16 protein-coding genes are annotated in these 17,825 nt (G+C 56.2%); 13 read left to right on the top strand and 3 right to left on the bottom strand.

From position 1 onward, the window contains the following. Positions 1-14 precede the first annotated feature (14 nt). Complete coding sequence (locus CSC3H3_RS15970; RefSeq protein ID WP_101285480.1) at positions 15-1,043, bottom strand: M23 family metallopeptidase; 1,029 nt, start codon at positions 1,041-1,043, stop codon at positions 15-17. A 200-nt stretch (positions 1,044-1,243) separates the two neighbouring features. Here CSC3H3_RS15970 and CSC3H3_RS15965 point away from each other — a divergent pair, with 200 nt between their 5' ends. Next, positions 1,244-2,077, top strand: a complete 834-nt coding sequence (locus tag CSC3H3_RS15965) for a sterol desaturase family protein (protein ID WP_101285479.1) — start codon at positions 1,244-1,246, stop codon at positions 2,075-2,077. Between the two features lie 114 nt (positions 2,078-2,191). Here the strand turns inward: CSC3H3_RS15965 and CSC3H3_RS15960 are convergent, their stop codons facing one another. After that, on the bottom strand, positions 2,192-2,983 hold the full coding sequence (locus CSC3H3_RS15960; protein WP_101285478.1) for a class I SAM-dependent methyltransferase: 792 nt from the start codon (positions 2,981-2,983) through the stop codon (positions 2,192-2,194). 335 nt (positions 2,984-3,318) lie between these two features. Here CSC3H3_RS15960 and CSC3H3_RS15955 point away from each other — a divergent pair, with 335 nt between their 5' ends. The 7 genes from CSC3H3_RS15955 (at position 3,319) to CSC3H3_RS15925 (ending at position 12,173) form a co-directional block, all read left to right on the top strand. After that, positions 3,319-3,756: a MaoC family dehydratase gene (locus CSC3H3_RS15955; protein ID WP_101271693.1), complete on the top strand. Its 438-nt coding sequence runs from the start codon at positions 3,319-3,321 to the stop codon at positions 3,754-3,756. A gap of 370 nt (positions 3,757-4,126) precedes the next feature. Then, positions 4,127-5,104 (top strand): bifunctional riboflavin kinase/FAD synthetase, encoded by a 978-nt coding sequence (locus CSC3H3_RS15950; protein WP_101271691.1) that lies wholly within the window; start codon positions 4,127-4,129, stop codon positions 5,102-5,104. Positions 5,105-5,204: 100 nt separating this feature from the next. Further along, on the top strand, positions 5,205-8,039 hold the full coding sequence (gene ileS, locus CSC3H3_RS15945) for an isoleucine--tRNA ligase (RefSeq protein WP_101285477.1): 2,835 nt from the start codon (positions 5,205-5,207) through the stop codon (positions 8,037-8,039). A 76-nt stretch (positions 8,040-8,115) separates the two neighbouring features. Further along, positions 8,116-8,589, top strand: coding sequence for a signal peptidase II (lspA, locus tag CSC3H3_RS15940; protein WP_101271688.1), 474 nt, complete (start codon positions 8,116-8,118; stop codon positions 8,587-8,589). 50 nt (positions 8,590-8,639) lie between these two features. Then, positions 8,640-9,212, top strand: a complete 573-nt coding sequence (locus CSC3H3_RS15935) for a DUF3035 domain-containing protein (protein ID WP_101271687.1) — start codon at positions 8,640-8,642, stop codon at positions 9,210-9,212. Positions 9,213-9,405: 193 nt separating this feature from the next. Beyond that, positions 9,406-10,821: a M16 family metallopeptidase gene (locus CSC3H3_RS15930; protein WP_101285476.1), complete on the top strand. Its 1,416-nt coding sequence runs from the start codon at positions 9,406-9,408 to the stop codon at positions 10,819-10,821. A gap of 2 nt (positions 10,822-10,823) precedes the next feature. Continuing rightward, positions 10,824-12,173: a M16 family metallopeptidase gene (locus tag CSC3H3_RS15925; RefSeq protein WP_101285475.1), complete on the top strand. Its 1,350-nt coding sequence runs from the start codon at positions 10,824-10,826 to the stop codon at positions 12,171-12,173. A 63-nt stretch (positions 12,174-12,236) separates the two neighbouring features. Here CSC3H3_RS15925 and CSC3H3_RS15920 read toward each other — a convergent pair whose 3' ends face one another. Next, positions 12,237-12,857 (bottom strand): GntR family transcriptional regulator, encoded by a 621-nt coding sequence (locus CSC3H3_RS15920; protein ID WP_172963438.1) that lies wholly within the window; start codon positions 12,855-12,857, stop codon positions 12,237-12,239. Between the two features lie 224 nt (positions 12,858-13,081). On the opposite strand from CSC3H3_RS15920, the gene CSC3H3_RS15915 reads away from it, so the two are divergent. The 5 genes from CSC3H3_RS15915 to CSC3H3_RS15895 all read left to right on the top strand — a co-directional run bounded on the left by CSC3H3_RS15915 (position 13,082) and on the right by CSC3H3_RS15895 (position 17,778). Further along, positions 13,082-14,521 (top strand): M20 family metallopeptidase, encoded by a 1,440-nt coding sequence (locus CSC3H3_RS15915; protein WP_101271679.1) that lies wholly within the window; start codon positions 13,082-13,084, stop codon positions 14,519-14,521. 82 nt (positions 14,522-14,603) lie between these two features. Then, positions 14,604-15,326, top strand: a complete 723-nt coding sequence (locus tag CSC3H3_RS15910) for an ABC transporter permease (protein WP_101271678.1) — start codon at positions 14,604-14,606, stop codon at positions 15,324-15,326. After that, the gene (locus CSC3H3_RS15905) at positions 15,323-16,051 is read left to right on the top strand and encodes an ABC transporter permease (RefSeq protein WP_342751344.1); all 729 of its coding nucleotides are present in this window, start codon (positions 15,323-15,325) and stop codon (positions 16,049-16,051) included. Before CSC3H3_RS15910 ends, CSC3H3_RS15905 begins: the two co-directional genes overlap by 4 nt. Then, the gene (locus CSC3H3_RS15900; protein WP_101285473.1) at positions 16,051-16,890 is read left to right on the top strand and encodes an ABC transporter ATP-binding protein; all 840 of its coding nucleotides are present in this window, start codon (positions 16,051-16,053) and stop codon (positions 16,888-16,890) included. Before CSC3H3_RS15905 ends, CSC3H3_RS15900 begins: the two co-directional genes overlap by 1 nt. Before the next feature lie 45 nt (positions 16,891-16,935). Then, positions 16,936-17,778, top strand: a complete 843-nt coding sequence (locus CSC3H3_RS15895; protein WP_101271674.1) for a transporter substrate-binding domain-containing protein — start codon at positions 16,936-16,938, stop codon at positions 17,776-17,778. Positions 17,779-17,825 lie beyond the last annotated feature (47 nt).

Below are 17,825 nucleotides of genomic sequence, written 5' to 3'. Positions count from 1 at the left end.
TGCGTGCTACCGGATCAGGGGATGTGCAGTTCGGTGGTACCGATTTCGACCGGTGATTTGCCATCGCGCGAAAACAGGATGCGGCCCTGATAGGTGCCGCTGCGCCATTGGTCGCCAGGCCGGTCGGCATTGACGTAAAACCATTTGGCACGCGGGCCATTGTCATTGGGCAGTTTGATGGTGAAATCGCGGCTGCCGTTAAAGCCGCGCGGGCCAGCAACATTAAGGGTGATGATGTCGCCATCATTAACCCCAATCAGATATCCCCAGAAATACAGCGACGGGCTGGTTGCAGGCAGGGTATCGCCACGGTCATAGCCGCGTTTGATATCGGTGGCATTGGGGCGGCCCGATGAAAAACCCAGCGCATATAAATGGACCGGGCGGTAATTCATCTGTGCCGATGCTTCGGGCGTCCACAGAACCGACTGGTTGGTGCTGCAATTATCCGTCCCGGCAGCGGCCATGTTGGTGCCGCTAAACGGGTCGATCAACTGGTCATGCTGGCGCAGGTTGAAATGCAGATGCGGGAATGTGGCCTGGCCTGACATCCCCACGAGGCCGATGGTTTGCCCACGGGTAACATGGTCGCCCTTGCGCACGGCAATTGATCCGCGGCGCATGTGGCAATACTGGCTTTGCCAGCCATCGTCATGGTCAATCAGAATGCCATTGCCGCATTCAATACCGTTTAGCGCATCCTTGTTCAGGCGGCCGGCATCAATATCCTCGACCCCGTCGCGCGTGGCACTGACCACCCCATCCGCGACAGAAAGAACAGCAACACCGCTGATCATGGCTTCTTCATCGGGAATGGCAAAGTCGGTGCCACGATGGCCGTCATAGGTGCTGGTGCCGCAGGCAAAATCGCGAATGCCGGGGCCTGCATCATGATCGACATAATGAACGATATCGCATTCGCCATAGGGGCAATCGACGGGCAGATCAAAAGGTGGACCGTCAGCGCGTGCCGGTGCCGAATACAGCGCCCCCGCCAGAATGCCGATGGCACACATTGCGGAAAACACTATTTTGTGACCCATAAAGGTCTCCTTGCTGATTGCCTTGTCGCGGGGAAACAATATTGTGGTTGTCACGCCCCATGGACACCCCAACGGCATCGTCGTCCCTTGTCTACGATACCGCAAATATGGCGCCACGTCCCTGACGCCGTGACTGCCATATGTATACGGGCGGCAGGAACAGTTCAAACGCATTTTTAAACAGGAAATTCATCACGGTCATGGATCAAACGGTGCTTTTTCGTCTGGCGGTTTTTGCCACCCTGTTACTTGTGATGGGGACATGGGAGGCAATCCTGCCCTATCGCCGGGGCGAGGGGCAGGCCCGTGCCGGGCGCTGGCTGACGAATTTTGCCCTGATGATCTGCGGGGCGGCGTTAAGCCGGTTTACCACCGGTGCTGCGATGATCATTGCCGCATCCTATGCCCAGGCGCGGGGCTGGGGGTTGCTTCCATTGTTACATCTGCCCGCCCCGGTGGCGGTTTTACTGGCGATCATCGGGCTTGATTGCGCGGTTTATTGGCAGCATCGCTTTACCCATATGTTTGATGTGTTATGGCGGTTTCACCGGGTGCACCATGTTGACCCTGGCTTTGATATTTCAACAGCAGTGCGGTTTCATCCGCTGGAAATTGCCATATCGGCAGCATACAAGGCCTGTTTTGTGGTTATCCTGGGGGCCGATGCCTGGGCAGTGGTGATTTATGAAACCCTGCTAAGCAGTTTTGCCGTGTTTAACCATGGCAATGTGCAATTGCCCCGCCTGCTTGACCAGGCCCTGCGCGGCCTGTTTGTAACGCCCAATATGCACCGCGTTCATCATTCGGCCGTGATGGATGAAACCAATAGCAATTACGGGAATATCCTGTCGGTGTGGGATCGGGTCTTTGCCAGCTACCGCGAAAAAACGCGCGAGGATGACCGCGACATGATGATCGGCCTGATCGAGTTTCGTGACAGTGAAAGCCAGTCACTGGCGGGTAGCCTGTTTTTGCCTTTCCGGCGTGAACCTGCACGCGGCAACCAGCAGGAACCGGGAAAGTCCGGCAGCTAGCCATTGCAGGCTGAATGTACGGGCCTTTGTAGAAGGCTAAATATTCCCGTAAAAAGGGGGATCAGACCGGCGCTGTCTGATCCCCCTTTTGGTTTCAGTGATGTGTGCTCGCGATCAGGCCTGTTTGATGCCGCGCACGGCCAGTGCCGATGCCACAAGTGATCGCCTGCCATCATTGCCGCTGCCGATATAGGCGCGGCGAACAGTGGCCTGCAGGTTATGGGCGTTTTCGGCATCAAGGGATGTGAAAAACTCGCGGATCAGGCTGTGGCTGCCCAAAAGCGATTGCCAGTAATCGTTGAAATCCAGGAAATCCATGCGGATGGAAAGGGTGGCGGTGCCAATTTCGGTCATGCCGGCATCGGCCCATAAATCAAGCAGGGCGTCTTCATCTTCGTAGGGTACGGTAAAAATGCGGGCGCGAAGGGCCTCGCCCTCGCCATCAAACAGGATGGCCGCCGCATCCAGAAACAGGCGCAAAAAGGCCAGCCCCCCGGCACGGTCCCATACGGTGGCAGCAATAACCCCGCTCGGCCGCGTCACGCGCAGCATTTCGCCAAGGGCCTGCTGCGGTTCCGCCAGGTCGTTTAACACCAACTGGGAAAAGGCCGTGTCAAAGCTGGCATCGCCATAGGGCAGGGCGCTGGCATCGCCGGTTTCAAATTTTACGTTGGGGGCCGCATGCAACAGGGCCTCGCCCAGATAATCGGGCATCAGGTCAATCCCGGTAATATTGGCCGAGGGATAGCGCGTTGCTGCCGCCAATGTCAGGCTTCCGGTACCGCAACCAACATCAAGCAGCGTGCCGCAGGCGGGTGCATCGACAAAGGCAAGAAACGCGCGGGCAAGGCGGCGGCTCCAGCGGCCCATGGCGATTTCGTAAATATCGGCAGCAGATGACGTCATGCTTTTAATCCGGAACTGGCAAAAGGGCATCGCCGGGGCAGGGATTGGAAATATCATCCCGCAGCCTGCAGCACGCCCCCGTGATTGAAGGTCCGCTTAATATTGATTGCACATGGGGACAAAGCAATGGACATTAACGTAATAAATGCAATCATTTAGCAAATGATCGGCGAAAGTGCCGCCAGGGCGGTGGATTGTGCGTTGCAATCGGGTGTCTGGCAGCAGAATGTGACATTTCACCGATTTTTTCAGAATGGCATTGCGAAACGGCCATCCGATGATGATACTTTGTTAATATTGCAATGCACAAATATAACTGTACGGGGATCGACAAGATGACGAAGCGTGACGGTCTGGAAGGTTACTATCTGGAAGATCTGGAAGTTGGCATGGAAGGCAGCTATGCCAAAACCGTAACCGAGACGGACATTATCCTGTTTGCCGGTGTTTCCGGGGATAGCAACCCCGTGCATTTGAACGAAGAATTCGCCAAAACCACCATGTTTGAAGGCCGCATTGCGCACGGCATGCTTTCGGCCGGTTTTATTTCAACCGTCCTTGGCACCCGCCTGCCTGGCCCGGGCACGATTTACCTGTCGCAGAACCTGCAATTTCGTGCGCCGGTGCGCATTGGTGATACGGTAACGGCCACGGTTAAGGTTCGCGAAATTATCGCTGCGAAAAAACGTATTATCCTTGATACCACCTGCACCGTGGGGGATCGCGTGGTCATTTCCGGCGAAGCAACCGTTATGGTGCCAGCGCGCGGTTAAGCCGGCATTCGCAGCGGTTTTCCCGCAGGCGGGCTTTTCCTGCCTGTCCTGTTGCCATCATTACATATCACGCAAAAATACGCTGGCTTTTAGGCGCGAAATCACCGGGGAGGGAGCAGCCCACCCTGGTTTTTTGTGGCTACAGGGCCATCTGCCGGTACCAGGTGGATTGGTCCGAATTGCGCGTTGCGCGGTGGTGTTGAATGGCAATGCAGGTAAAATAAACCCCCAGCATGGCTGTTTTGCACTGTTATAAGCAGGAAAAGGCTTTACGGTGCGGCCTTGGCCGATTTATAGCTGCCTGCCGGGCTTTTTGCGAAAAGCCCGTTATCGAAATCATTTTGCGAGCAAAACAGAGAGAACGGCATTGATGCGCGTTTTTCGATCCTTTGAAAATTTGCCCATCGATGCGCGTGGCGCTGTTGTTGCAATTGGCAATTTCGATGGCCTGCATCTGGGACACCAGACCATTCTGGGGGAAGCCCGTGCCATTGCCGAGCGCCTTGATGTTCCCCTTGCCATTCTGAGCTTTGAACCCCATCCCCGCACCATCTTTCGTGCGGGAGAGCCGCCCTTTCGCCTGACGTCGGCAGAGGACAGGCTGGCGGCTGCATCGGAACTGGGCATCGACCTGTTTTACGAAATTGCCTTCACCCCCGAATTTGCCAGCCTGAGCGCGGAAGATTTCATCCGCCGGGTGCTGGTTGACGGGCTGGGTGCGGGGCATATCGTGGTCGGTTGGGATTTCTGTTTTGGCAAGGGCCGGGCAGGCAATGTCGATACCCTGAAAGCGATGGGGGATGTTGCCGGTTTTGGTGTTACGGCAGTCGAGCCGGTAACCCATGACAATGGCATTGTTTATTCATCCACCGCGATCCGCCAGGCCCTGCGTGAAGGCCGGCCGGAAGATGCGCGCACCCTTTTGGGGCGGCCGTGGGAAATTGGCGGCATCGTCATTCATGGCGATGAACGGGGCCGGACCATTGGGTTTCCAACCGCCAATGTGGCGTTGGGCCTGCATCTGCGCCCCAAATTTGGCGTTTATGCCATTCGCCTGGGGCTGGTCAAACAGGATGACCCGCACCGCGTTGAATGCTGGATCGACGGAGTCGCCAATATCGGCGTGCGCCCCAGCTTTGGCGGCGATGCTGAAGCGGGCCTTGAAGCCCACCTTTTTGATTTTGATCGAGACATATACGATCGCGCTGTTCGGGTTCGCCTGATCGGCTTTATTCGTGGCGAACAGAAGTTCGACGGGCTTGATGCCCTAAAGACCCAGATTGGCCGTGATGTTGAAACGGCCCGTGAAATTCTGGCGGCAAACCCGCCGGTCAATCCCGGGATTTGAAATTGGTTGCGAACCCGCTATGATCCGCGCGCCTCAAAAGGGTGCGGCCCGGACCGGGGTTTGCCTGTGAATTAAAGTGCAAGACGACAGGACTGTCACGATGAGCGTCGAATACAAAAAGACCGTTATCCTGCCCCAGACCGACTTCCCGATGCGGGCGGGGCTGCCGAAAATGGAGCCGACATTGCTGGAGCAATGGCAGAAAGACGATCTTTACGGCACCATTCGGGGCATTTCCAAGGGGCGCGAACAGTTCGTGCTGCATGACGGCCCCCCTTATGCCAATGGCCATCTGCATATTGGCCATGCACTGAACAAAATTTTGAAAGACGTGATCACCCGGTCCCAGCAGATGATGGGCAAGGATGCGGTTTATGTTCCCGGCTGGGACTGCCACGGCCTGCCGATCGAATGGAAGATCGAGGAACAGTATCGCGCCAAGGGCAAAAACAAGGACGAGGTTCCGGTTGCCGAATTCCGCAAGGAATGCCGCGACTTTGCCCAGAAATGGCTGGATATCCAGCGCGAGGAATTCAAGCGCCTTGGCGTGATGGGCGATTGGGATAACCCCTATATCACCATGGATTACCGTGCCGAGGCCGCCATTGCCCGCGAACTGGGCAAGTTCCTGATGAACGGGTCGCTGTATCGCGGGTCAAAGCCGGTGATGTGGTCGGTCGTTGAAAAAACCGCGCTCGCCGAAGCCGAGATCGAATATCACGACCATACCAGCAAGACCATTCATGTGCGCTTCCCGGTGGTGAAATCATCGGTCGGGGTGCTTGAAGGTGCCAGCATCGTTATCTGGACGACCACCCCCTGGACCATCCCGGGCAACCGTGCGATTTCGTATGGCGATGATATCGACTATGTCGTGATCGAAGTTACCGAAACCGCCGAGGAATGCTGGGCCAAGGTCGGCGAAAAGCTGGCTGTCTGTGCCGATCTGGTCGAAGATATGTGCAAGAATGGCCGTATTCTGGGCCATAAGGTTGTCGGTTCCTTCAAGGGGCGTGATCTGGAAGGCGGCATTGCGGCCCACCCGTTCCGCGGTCAGGGTTATGATTTTGATGTGCCGTTGCTGGCGGCCGATTATGTCACGACCGATACCGGTACCGGCTTTGTCCATACAGCCCCCACGCACGGCCCGGATGACTATGTGACCGGCCTGAAATACGGGCTGGAAGTGCCGGAAATGATTGATGCCGAAGGCAAATATTACGATCACGTACCGCTTTTTGCGGGCCGTACCGTTTATGATGCCAATGGCAAGGAAGGCGATGCCAACGAAACCGTCATTGGCAAGCTGATTGAAGATGGCGCACTTCTGTCGCGTGGCCGTCTCAAGCACAGCTATCCGCATTCCTGGCGTTCCAAAGCACCGGTGATTTACCGCACCACGCCGCAATGGTTCATTTCCATGACGGAAAATGGCCTGCGTGAAACCGCGCTCAAGGCAATTGACGATACCCGTTTCGTCCCGGAAGCAGGCCGTAACCGCCTGCATTCCATGATTGCGAACCGCCCGGATTGGTGCGTATCGCGCCAGCGTGCCTGGGGTGTTCCGATCACGGTGTTTGTAAACAAGAAAACCCGTGAACCACTGCGTGATCAGGGCGTGCTGGACCGAGTCTATGCCGCTTTCTGTGAAGAAGGTGCCGATGTCTGGTTCACATCGGACCCGCAGCGTTTCCTTGGCAATGATTACAATGCCGATGATTACGAACAGGTCATGGATGTTCTTGATGTGTGGTTCGATTCCGGTTCGACACACAGCTTCGTTCTTGAAGAACGCCCGGACCTGAAATGGCCGGCTGACCTGTATCTTGAAGGGTCGGACCAGCATCGTGGCTGGTTCCATTCGTCGCTTCTGGAATCATGCGGCACGCGTGGCCGTGCGCCTTATGATGCGGTGCTGACACACGGTTTCGTTCTGGATGGCAAGGGCTATAAAATGTCCAAGTCGCTCAATAACGTGGTCGCGCCCCAGGATATCATCAACAAATTCGGTGCCGATATCCTGCGTCTGTGGGTTGTCAGTTCTGACTATCATGATGACCTGCGCATTTCCGACGAGATCATCCAGCGCCATTCCGACATTTACCGTCGTCTGCGCAATACGCTGCGCTTCCTGCTGGGCAACCTTGCGGGCTTCAGCGATGAAGAAAAAGTCGCCGATAGCGAACTGCCGGAACTTGAACGCTGGGTTCTGCACCGTCTGAGCATGCTGGACGATACCGTTCGTGAAACCACGGCGGCGTTTGACTTCCACCAGTTGTTCATCGAACTGCACAATTTCTGTGCCCAGGACCTGTCGGCCTTCTTCCTGGATATCCGCAAGGATGCGCTTTATTGCGATGCGCCTTCAAGCCTGCGCCGCCGTGCAGCACGCACCGTTATGGACCGTGTGTTTGATTGCCTGGTGCGCTGGCTGGCACCGGTTCTGTGCTTTACCGCCGACGAAGCCTGGCGTGCCCGTTATGGCACCGAAAGCTCGGTCCATGCGCAGACCTACAACACCGTTTCCGATGGCTGGAAAAATGATGAACTGGCCGCGAAATGGGAAAAAATCCGCAAGCTGCGCCGTGTTGTGACCGGCGCACTGGAAGTGGAACGTGCGGAAAAACGTATCGGTGGCAGCCTTGATGCCGCACCGAAGGTTTATGCCGACGCCGCCTATATCACCGCCCTTGATGGTCTGAGCCTGGCGGAAATTGCCATTACCTCGGATATCGAGCTGATTGCAGGCGAGGGACCGGAAGATGCCTATCGTCTGGAAGATGTGGCAGGTGTGGCCGTGGTGCCGGCACTGGCCGAAGGCGAGAAGTGCGAGCGTTGCTGGCAGATCCTGCCCGAAGTTGGATCGCATCCGGTACATAAGACCGTTTGTAACCGGTGTGCCGACGCCGTTGATGAAATGGGTGCCGCGCAATAACGGGCAGCATGAAACGAAAAATCGGGCCGGGCATGGATGTCCGGCCCTGTCATATGGGCAGACGGAAAGAAAATTGATGAAACATCGCGCCTTTGCCTTGGGCCTGCCGGTTCTGGCGGTTGTGTTTATCCTTGACCAGTGGACCAAACAGATCGCCATTGATGCGCTGTCCGATCCGGCACGCTACATCAAGGTTACGCCGTTCATGAATTTTGTTCTGGCGTGGAATCCGGGTGTTTCCTTTGGTCTGTTTCAGGGCCAGGCCCCATGGGTGATGATTTTTGGCACCGCCATTATCACAATTGGCTTTCTGGTCTGGATGTGGCGAACCCGTGATCGCGTGCTGGGAATTGCCCTTGCCATGGTGGTTGGCGGGGCCGTTGGCAACCTGGTAGACCGCCTGCGCCACGGTGCGGTGACGGATTTTATCGATTTGCATGTTGCGGGCTATCACTGGCCGGTATTTAATATCGCCGATACAGGAATTACGATTGGGGCCGCGTTGCTGTTGATCGATTCCCTGTTTGGCGGTAAAAAAACTTCGCGATAATTTTGGTCGGGCCAAATGGGGCCCCGATGACAGACTTGCAAGAGGCGTGAATGACCCGGAAATCTCATCTGATCAGGATTGTGGCGCTAACCGGGTTGGCGCTTGCCGTGACCGGTTGTGAATCAACCAAGGAAACCTTCGGGCTGAACAAACAGTCCCCTGACGAATTTCAGGTGGTTTCGCGCGCCCCCCTGAGTTTGCCGCCGGAATATAACCTGCGTGCCCCCGATCCGGGCGCACCCCGGCCGCAGACAGGCACCACCACCGAACAGGCCCGTCGCCTGCTGACCGGTGAAACACCGAACCCGGTGGCGCGTGATCTTAATTCGGCCGACCGCAGCAGCGGCGAAGTCGCCCTTCTGGAAAAGGGTGGCGCACAATATGCCGACCCCGATATCCGTACCGAAGTGGATCGCGAAACATCGATCCTGATCAAGGAAAACGAAAGCGTCGTTGATCGCCTGGTTTTCTGGCAGGAAAAACCGGCATTTGGCAGCCAGGTTGACCCGGCAAAAGAAGCCAAGCGCATTCGCGACCAGCAGGCATTGGGTAACCCGGTTACCGAAGGCGACACGCCGACGATTGAACGCCGTAAAAAAGGCATTCTCGAAGATATTTTCTAGGATTGGCAATTCGCCCCGGCAGGGGTGGGCTGCTCGCCAAATTGTGATCGAAAAAACAAGGGCGCGGAACTTCCGCGCCCTTGTTCTGTCATAATCGGTTCTTAATCAGGACATCCTGCCCAATTCCATGAAAAGGCAGGGTTATATAAAAATAATTCGCTTAATTCCCGGACTGTTCCCCAAGGAAGACAGCATGAAATTTTCGTCCCAACGTGTTTTGCATCGCGTCCCGGTCGTGCTTCCGGTTTTGATGCTGGTGCTGCTGATGTTTGCCCCCTTTGCGCAGGCAGGCGTTTTTAATCCCAAGACCACAACCCTGTCGAACGGCATGCAGGTGGTGCTGGTGGAAAACCACCGGGCCCCGGTTGTGACCCATATGGTGTGGTACAAGGCCGGTGCGGCCGATGAAATCCCCGGTACGTCGGGCATTGCCCATTTTCTTGAACATCTGATGTTCAAGGGTACCAAAACCATTGCCCCGGGCGAGTTTTCCAAGATCGTGGCGCGTAATGGCGGGCAGGACAATGCCTTTACCACATGGGATTACACCGCCTATTTCCAGAATATCGCCCGGGACCGCCTGGGCATGGTCATGGAAATGGAAGCCGACCGGATGCAGAACCTGCAACTGAGCGACAAGGTCGTTTTGCCGGAACGCGACGTGATCATCGAAGAACGCCGCATGCGTACCGATAACAACCCCAGCGCCCTGCTGGGCGAACAGATGCGCAATGCTCTTTTCATGCAGCATCCCTATGGGCGGCCGATTATTGGCTGGCTGCATGAAATGCAGCAACTGACCACCCAGGATGCGATGGACTGGTACAAAAAATGGTACACGCCCAATAATGCCATTCTGGTGGTGGCTGGCGATATCACGATGGATGAACTTAAGCCGATGGCCGAAAAATATTACGGCAGCATCCCGGCCCATGATGTTCCCAAGCGTGTCCGCGTAAAAGAACCCACCCAGCATGCCCCGCGCAAGGTTACCCTGACCGATGCCCGCGTCGGCCAGCCATCCATGTCGCGTTATTATCTGGCACCGTCCTATAATACCGAAAATGCCGATCAGGCGCCGCCGCTGGAAGTGTTTAGCGAAATTCTGGGATCGGGCACCACAAGCCGCCTTTATAAATCGCTGGTGGTGGACCAGAAACTGGCAACCACGGCAGGCAGCTTTTATGACCCGGTGGCGATGGATTTATCGACCTTCGGGTTTTATGCCGTGCCCCGCGATGGCGTGCAGATGGCCGACCTGGAAGCTGCCCTGGATGATGAAATTGCCAAAACCCTGAAAGACGGCATCACCCAGAAGGAACTTGATGAAGCCCGCCAGCGCCTGCTTGATAGTGCGGTTTTTGCCCGCGATTCCCTTTCGGGTGCGGCCCGCACCCTGGGCGAGGCTTTGGCTGTTGGCCTGACGGTTGATCAGGTTGAAAGTTGGCCCGACCGTATTAATGCTGTAACGCTTGATCAGGTTAATGCCGCTGCGCGTGCGGTGCTGGACGACAAACGTTCTGTCACCGGCTGGCTTTTGCGCCCCAAAGGGGCAAAAGGCCCCGGCATGCCCACAGCCCCCGTAACCGGCGAGATGGAGACGCATTGATCATGGCATTTTCATTGAAAAACACATCCCGCCAGTTTGCCTTTGGCCTGGTTGCGCTGGTCGCAATTGCCGGTTTTGATGTTGGTTCGGCCAAGGCTGTTGAAGTGCAGGAAGTGGTCAGCAAAGGCGGGATCAAAGCCTGGCTGATCGAAGATCATTTAAACCCGCTTCTGACCATTGATTTTGCCTTCAAGGGGGCCGGTGCCGCCACCGACCCCGATGGCAAGCTGGGCCGGGCCAATATGGTTTCCGGGCTGATCGATGAAGGTGCGGGCGATATGGACAGCCAGACCTTCCGGGGCCTGATGGAAAACAAATCCATCAGCCTGGCCTATGATGCCGGGCGCGATGATTTTACCGGGTCGCTGGTAACATTGACGCGCGAACGGCCCACCGCGATTAACCTGCTGAAACTGTCGCTGACATCGCCCCGTTTTGATGACGAAGCGGTTGAACGTATTCGTTCGCAGATTGTGGCGGGCCTGAAACAGGAAGAAACCGACCCCGGTTCAATGGCGCAGCGCGCCTTTTTCAAAAGCGTTTTTGGCGAACATCCCTATGCCCGCCCGGTAGAAGGCACGTTTGAAACCGTCAATGGCCTGAAAGTGGCCGATTTGCGCGATTTCGTGAAACGGTCGCTGGCGCGTGACAATCTGGTGATTGGTGTTGCCGGTGATATCAGTGCCAAGGAACTTGGCCCGCTGCTGGACGAAGCCTTTGGCGGCCTGCCGGAAAAAAGCAGGCTGCCGGAAATTCCGGCCGTTACGCCGAAATTTGGTGGTGATGTGAAGGTCATTTCGCAGGATAACCCGCAAAGCCAGGCCATTTGGGGCCAGAAGGGTATCGCGCGCAAAGACAAGGATTTCTATGCCGCCTATGTCATGAATTACATTCTTGGCGGGGGTGGTTTTTCATCGCGCCTGACCGAAGAAGTCCGTGAAAAGCGCGGTCTTGCCTATGGCGTTTACAGCTATCTTGCCAATCTGGACCAGGCTGATTTCATGATGGGGGGTGTTGCCACCCGCAATGATGCCATTGGCAAAAGCCTGTCGGTTATTCGTGATGAATGGCAGAAAATGCAGAAAGACGGCATCACCCAGGATGAACTTGATAACGCCAAATCCTATCTGACCGGGGCGTTTCCGCTGCGCTTTACCAGCCTTGGCAACCTGTCGGGCATGCTGGTGGGCATGCAGACCGAGGATCTGGGGATTGATTTCCTTGATAAGCGGAATGATTACGTCAATGCCGTATCGCTACAGGATGTAAACCGTGTTGCCAGCGAATTGATGGACCCGGACCATGTAACGGCGATTGTGGTGGGCAAGCCTGAGGGCAAACTGACCTTCTAGTTTGTGCGCCTGATACAGCATATAGATGACAAGAAACACGGCGGGGGAACCTGTCGTGTTTTTTTATGGGGTTTGCTGGATGTGGCGGCGGATGGTGTCGCCCAGGGCATCGGCATCGCGGTTGCGAATGGCGGCAACCATTTCAAAATGCTCGGCGCTGGATTGTTTGACCCGTTGATAGGTGCGCCACTGGCCCGCCGGGGCCGATGGGATGCGATGGCGCAAATCATCGATGATCACGGCGATCTGGGGGTTGCCCGACATGCTTAAAAGCTGCTGGTGAAAGGCCAGGTTGGCTTCATATTGCTGCAGGATGCTGCCGGTATCGATCAGCTGTTCAAAATTTTGCGCCAGTTCTTCAAGGTGGTCGCATTCCGGCCCGGTGCCGTGGCGGATAATGCGCTTAGCGGCTGCACATTCGATCATGGCACGTAAATCCAGCAGGTCACGTACTTCATCGCCATCGGCTTCATAAACGTAATAGCCGCGATTGGGTTCGTGGCGGATCAGGCGTTTTTGTGCCAGCCGGTCCAGCGCTAGGCGGATCATCGGGCGCGATGTTTTATAGCGCTGTTGCAGTTCGATCTGCTTTAACCACGATCCCGGTGCATAGGCACCCGCTTGGATGTCGGTTGCGATCTGGTCGACCAGGCTGTTTTCACTATCACTGCTTGCTGGTTTCAACGTTTCCTCGGGTGCTTGGGTGCCTTGGCGCTCGGAAGTTGCGCCCGATTGTATAGCGGACTGGCAAAAACATGCCAGCAGCATTGGTGTGCGTAATTAATACGCAGTTTTGCGTAGTGCGTAATTTTCCAGCAAAAAATTCGGTTTGTTCTTTACATTGGAAAAATATGCGCCAAAATTGGCACCAATTTATAGATGATGAATACGGATACAAGGAAAATCACATGGCAGCCACGTCGAATGCCGACGCAATCTGGACAATGGTGGATGGGCACAGCCCCGAATTATGCGCCATGAGTGACCAGATCTGGGAAATGCCGGAACTGAATTATGCCGAAGTGCAAAGCGTTGCCTGCCACCGCGACATGCTGGCGCAAAAGGGGTTTCGCATTACCGAAAATGTCGGCGGTATCCCGACTGCCGTGCTGGGCGAAGCTGGCGAAGATGGCCCGGTTATTGCCATTCTGGGCGAATATGACGCGCTGCCGGGCCTAAGCCAGGAAGCAGGCATTGCCGAACAGAAACCACGCAATGACAGCGGCAATGGCCATGGATGCGGCCATAACCTGCTGGGCGCGGGGGCCATGCTGGCCGCAATTGCCGTGCGTGATTTTCTTGAACGCAACAATTTGCCCGGCCGGGTCCGGTATTATGGTTGCCCCGCCGAAGAAGGCGGATCAGCCAAGGGCTTTATGGTCCGTGCGGGTGCCTTTGATGATGTTGATGTTGCCATTTCCTGGCACCCCGCCCCGTTTGCCGGGGTCAATAACCCCATTTCGCTGGCCTGCAATGAACTGGAATTCCATTTCAAGGGCCGGGCCGCACATGCATCATCCTCGCCGGAACTGGGACGCAGTGCGCTGGATGCGGTCGAGCTGATGAATGTTGGTGCCAATTACATGCGCGAACATATGCCCAGCACGGCGCGCCTGCATTATGCCCTGATCAATGCCGGCGGTGTCGCGCCCAATGTGGTGCAGGCCAATGCCACCGTGCGTTACCTGATCCGCGCACGTGAACTCGATGAACTGATCGAACTGGTCGAACGGGTTAAAAAGATTGCGCAGGGTGCCGCCCTGATGACCGAAACCAGTGTCGAGCATGTGGTGGTCAGCGGGGATGCCAACCTGATTGGCAATACCCCCCTGGAACAGCTGATGCATCGCAAGCTTGAAGCCCTTGGCCCGCCCGAATTTGACGAGGCCGACCGCGACTTTGCCCGCAAAATTCAGGCAACCCTAAGCGAAAAGGACATTCGCGCCGCCTATGCGCGTTTTGGCCTGAAGCCGCAGCTTGATGTGCCCCTGTGTGACACCATCTTCCCGCCCGAAAGTGGCGATGGCCGCCATGTCGGGTCAACCGATGTCGGTACCGTTAGCTGGGTTGTGCCGACAGTCCAGATGCGTGGTGCCACCTATGCCATCGGAACACCGGGCCATAGCTGGCAACTGGTGGCACAGGGCAAAATGCCTGCCGCACATAAGGGCATGGTCCATGCCGCCAAGGTTATGGCGGCAACCGCATCCGAACTTTTTGCCAATCCCGGCCTGATCGCCGAGGCAAAAGCCGATTTTGACGAACGTCTGGCGGGTCGCCCGTTTGTTAATCCGATCCCTGATGATGTGAACCCGCCGATCCCCGGTTTTGATCCGGCGGTGAAATGATGGTGTGTCTGGCCGGAACGGGGCGGTTTACCGCACCATTCTGGCCGGGTATGCCCGCCAACCACCACGAAAGGATGCGTTAATGTCGCATGCCAGTTTCTGGGAATTGATGAATTTTGGCCCCGATGGCTGGGGCTGGTCAATGTTGCGCGGGGCGGGCATGACTGTCATGGTCGCGCTGGTCGGGTTTATGCTGGGTGGTGTTATTGGCACCTTCGGGGCCTGGGCCAAAATTGCCGGTAACCGCCCGGTGCGTGTTGCCGCCGATGCCTACACCACCATTTTGCGCGGCATCCCTGATCTTCTGATTATTTTCCTGTTTTATTTTGGCGGCAGCCTGGCGCTATCGGCCATTTATCGTGCCTTTGGCGGTGATGGCTTTATCGATTTTCCCGGTTTTGCCGCCGGTGCCATGGCAATCGGCCTGACATCGGGTGCCCAGCATACCGAAGTTTTCCGGGGTGCCTATTACGCCATCCATAGTGGCGAACTGGAGGCCGCGCGTGCCGCAGGCATGACCCGGATGCTGATGCTTCGCCGCATCATTATTCCCCTGTTGCTGCGCCATGCCCTGCCGGGGCTGGGCAATATCTGGCAGGTGGTTTTGAAGGAATCTGCCCTGGTGTCCGTAACCGGGTTGATTGAACTGGCCCGGCAGGCCCAGATCGGGGCGGGGTCAACGCGCCAGCCGTTTTATTTCTTTATTGCCGCCGCCATCCTGTTTCTGGCGATTACATTTGTCTCGAACCGGGTGTTCCGTTTCTCCGAGGCGCATTTCTCACGCGGGGTTCGGGGGGCAAGATGATCGATTTCCCATTCATGTACGAGGCGCTGATGCGCCTTCTGCCGGGCATTCCCATGACCCTGCAGCTTGCCTTTATCGCATCGGGTTTCGGGGTATTTTTTGCCCTTGCTGCGGCCCTGATGCAGCTTTCGCGCAGCGTGATCCTGCGTTCGATTGCCGATTTTTATGTGTTTTGCATTCGCGGCACACCCCTTCTGATCCAGATATTTCTGATCTATTACGGCATGGGGCAGTTTGATTTTATCCGGCACAGCTTCATGTGGCCGATCCTGCGCGAACCCTATTGGTGCGCCATTTTTGCCCTGATGTTCAATACCGGCGCCTATGGTAGCCAGATTGTGCGGGGCGGGTTGCTTTCGGTTCCGCGCGGGCAGATCGAGGCCGCACGAAGCTGCGGTATGTCGAGTGTCATGATCTATCGTCGCATCATTTTACCCCTCGCCATCCGCCAGGCGCTGCCGGCCTATGGCAATGAAGTGATCCTGCTTTTGAAGGCAACCTCGCTGGCATCGATCATTACCCTGATGGAAATTACCGGTCTGGCCGCCAAGATGATTTCGGAAACCTACCGTGTGGTTGAAGTCTTTCTTGTCGCGGGCAGCCTTTATCTGCTGATCAATTTCATTTTGTCGCGCGCGGTTGCCGTGCTGGAAAAACGGCTGATGCGCCATGTCGCAGCCGAACGACCCACCAGTACCCGTATCGCCGCCCGGGGGGCCGCATAATGGCACAGTCACAATCAGCAATCCTTCAGGACAATTTTGTGTCCGACGCCACCACCCACGCGAAACCCGCCGAAAATGTCGCGGTTAGCATTCGCAACCTGCACAAAAACTTTGGCGATGTCGAAGTTCTCAAGGGCATCGACATTGATGTGGCCGAAGGGCAGGTGGTGTCGATCCTGGGGTCATCAGGCTCGGGCAAATCAACGCTGTTGCGCTGTGTGAATTTTCTTGAGGCACCAACGCTGGGCGAAATCACCATTGCTGGTGAAACCATTCGTACCCGCAAGGGCCGCACTGGCGACCTTGAAGCCGCCGATATCGCCCAGCTTAACCGTTTGCGCACCAATGTTGGCATGGTCTTTCAGGGCTTTAACCTGTGGTCGCACAAAACCGTTCTGGAAAACGTGATGGAAGCGCCGGTTTTTGTGCAGAAGCGCCCGGCTGGCGAATGCCATGACGAGGCCTGCGCCTATCTGGAAAAGGTTGGCATTTACGACAAACGTTTTTCCTATCCTGCACATCTGTCAGGCGGGCAGCAGCAGCGTGCTGCCATTGCCCGGTCCTTGGCGATGCACCCCAAAGTCATGCTGTTTGATGAACCGACATCGGCGCTGGACCCCGAACTGGTGGGCGAAGTGCTGCGTGTGATGCGTGCGCTGGCCGATGAAGGCCGGACCATGCTGGTGGTGACGCATGAAATGGGGTTTGCCCGCGAGGTTTCCAACCGGGTGATCTTTCTCGAACAGGGGTGGATCGAGGAAGACGGCACACCGGAAACGGTGTTCGGGGCCAGCCGTTCGGCCAGGTTCCGGCAATTCATCGCGGCGCAGCCGCACTAACAGGGCTGGCGGGATAACGCCACAATCAAGATCACGGAGGTCTAAATGAAATTTGGTAAAATGGTTCTGGCCGTTTGCATGGGGCTGGCAATGCTGGGCCAGGCAGAAGCCAAAGAATGGAAACATATCACGATCGCAACCGAAGGTGCCTTCCCCCCGTGGAACGCCACCAAGCCGGACGGCACCCTGGAAGGTTATGAAATCGACCTTTACAAGGATCTGTGCAAGCGCATGAATGTCGAATGCACCATGGTCACCCAGGCATGGGATGGCATCATTCCCGCGCTGACGGCTGGCAAGTTTGATGCGATCATGGCGGGCATGTCGGCAACGGCGAAACGCGAAAAAATCATCAGCTTTTCTGAATCCTATGGCACCACCGGCCAGACCTTTGCCGTAGCGCGCGGCAGCGATCTGGAAAAGATGCCGCATTTTGGCGAAGTTTTTTCGCTGGAATCCGAATTGCCGCAGGCTGAAAAAGCCGTTGAAGACATCAAGCCGTTCCTGAAAGGGAAAATCATTGGTGTGCAGACGGCCTCTATCGCGTCGGTCTTTCTTGATAAATACCTGAAAGACACTGCCGAAATCCGCGAATACAAATCAACCGAACAGCATGACCTTGACCTGCTGGCTGGCCGTGTTGACGTGATCATGGCGTCGATGGGTTACCTTTCGACAGCGGCTGCCAAAGAAGGCAATAGCGACATGGTCGTTGCCGGTCCGCGCTTCCAGCGTGGCATTCTGGGCCGTGGCAGCTCGATCGGGCTGCGCAAGGAAGACACCGATCTGCGCGACATGTTCAACAAGGCAATTGCTGAAGCCAAGGCCGATGGCACGATCAAGAAGCTGTCGGACAAATGGTTTGGTTTTGATGTGACGCCGCACTGATTTCAGGTCGGGTTTGCTCAACCTTCCCGGTTTGAAACCAACGCAAA

The organism is Thalassospira marina (assembly GCF_002844375.1).
Taxonomy (GTDB): domain Bacteria; phylum Pseudomonadota; class Alphaproteobacteria; order Rhodospirillales; family Thalassospiraceae; genus Thalassospira; species Thalassospira marina.
This window is presented reverse-complemented; position numbering and strand designations above follow the sequence as displayed.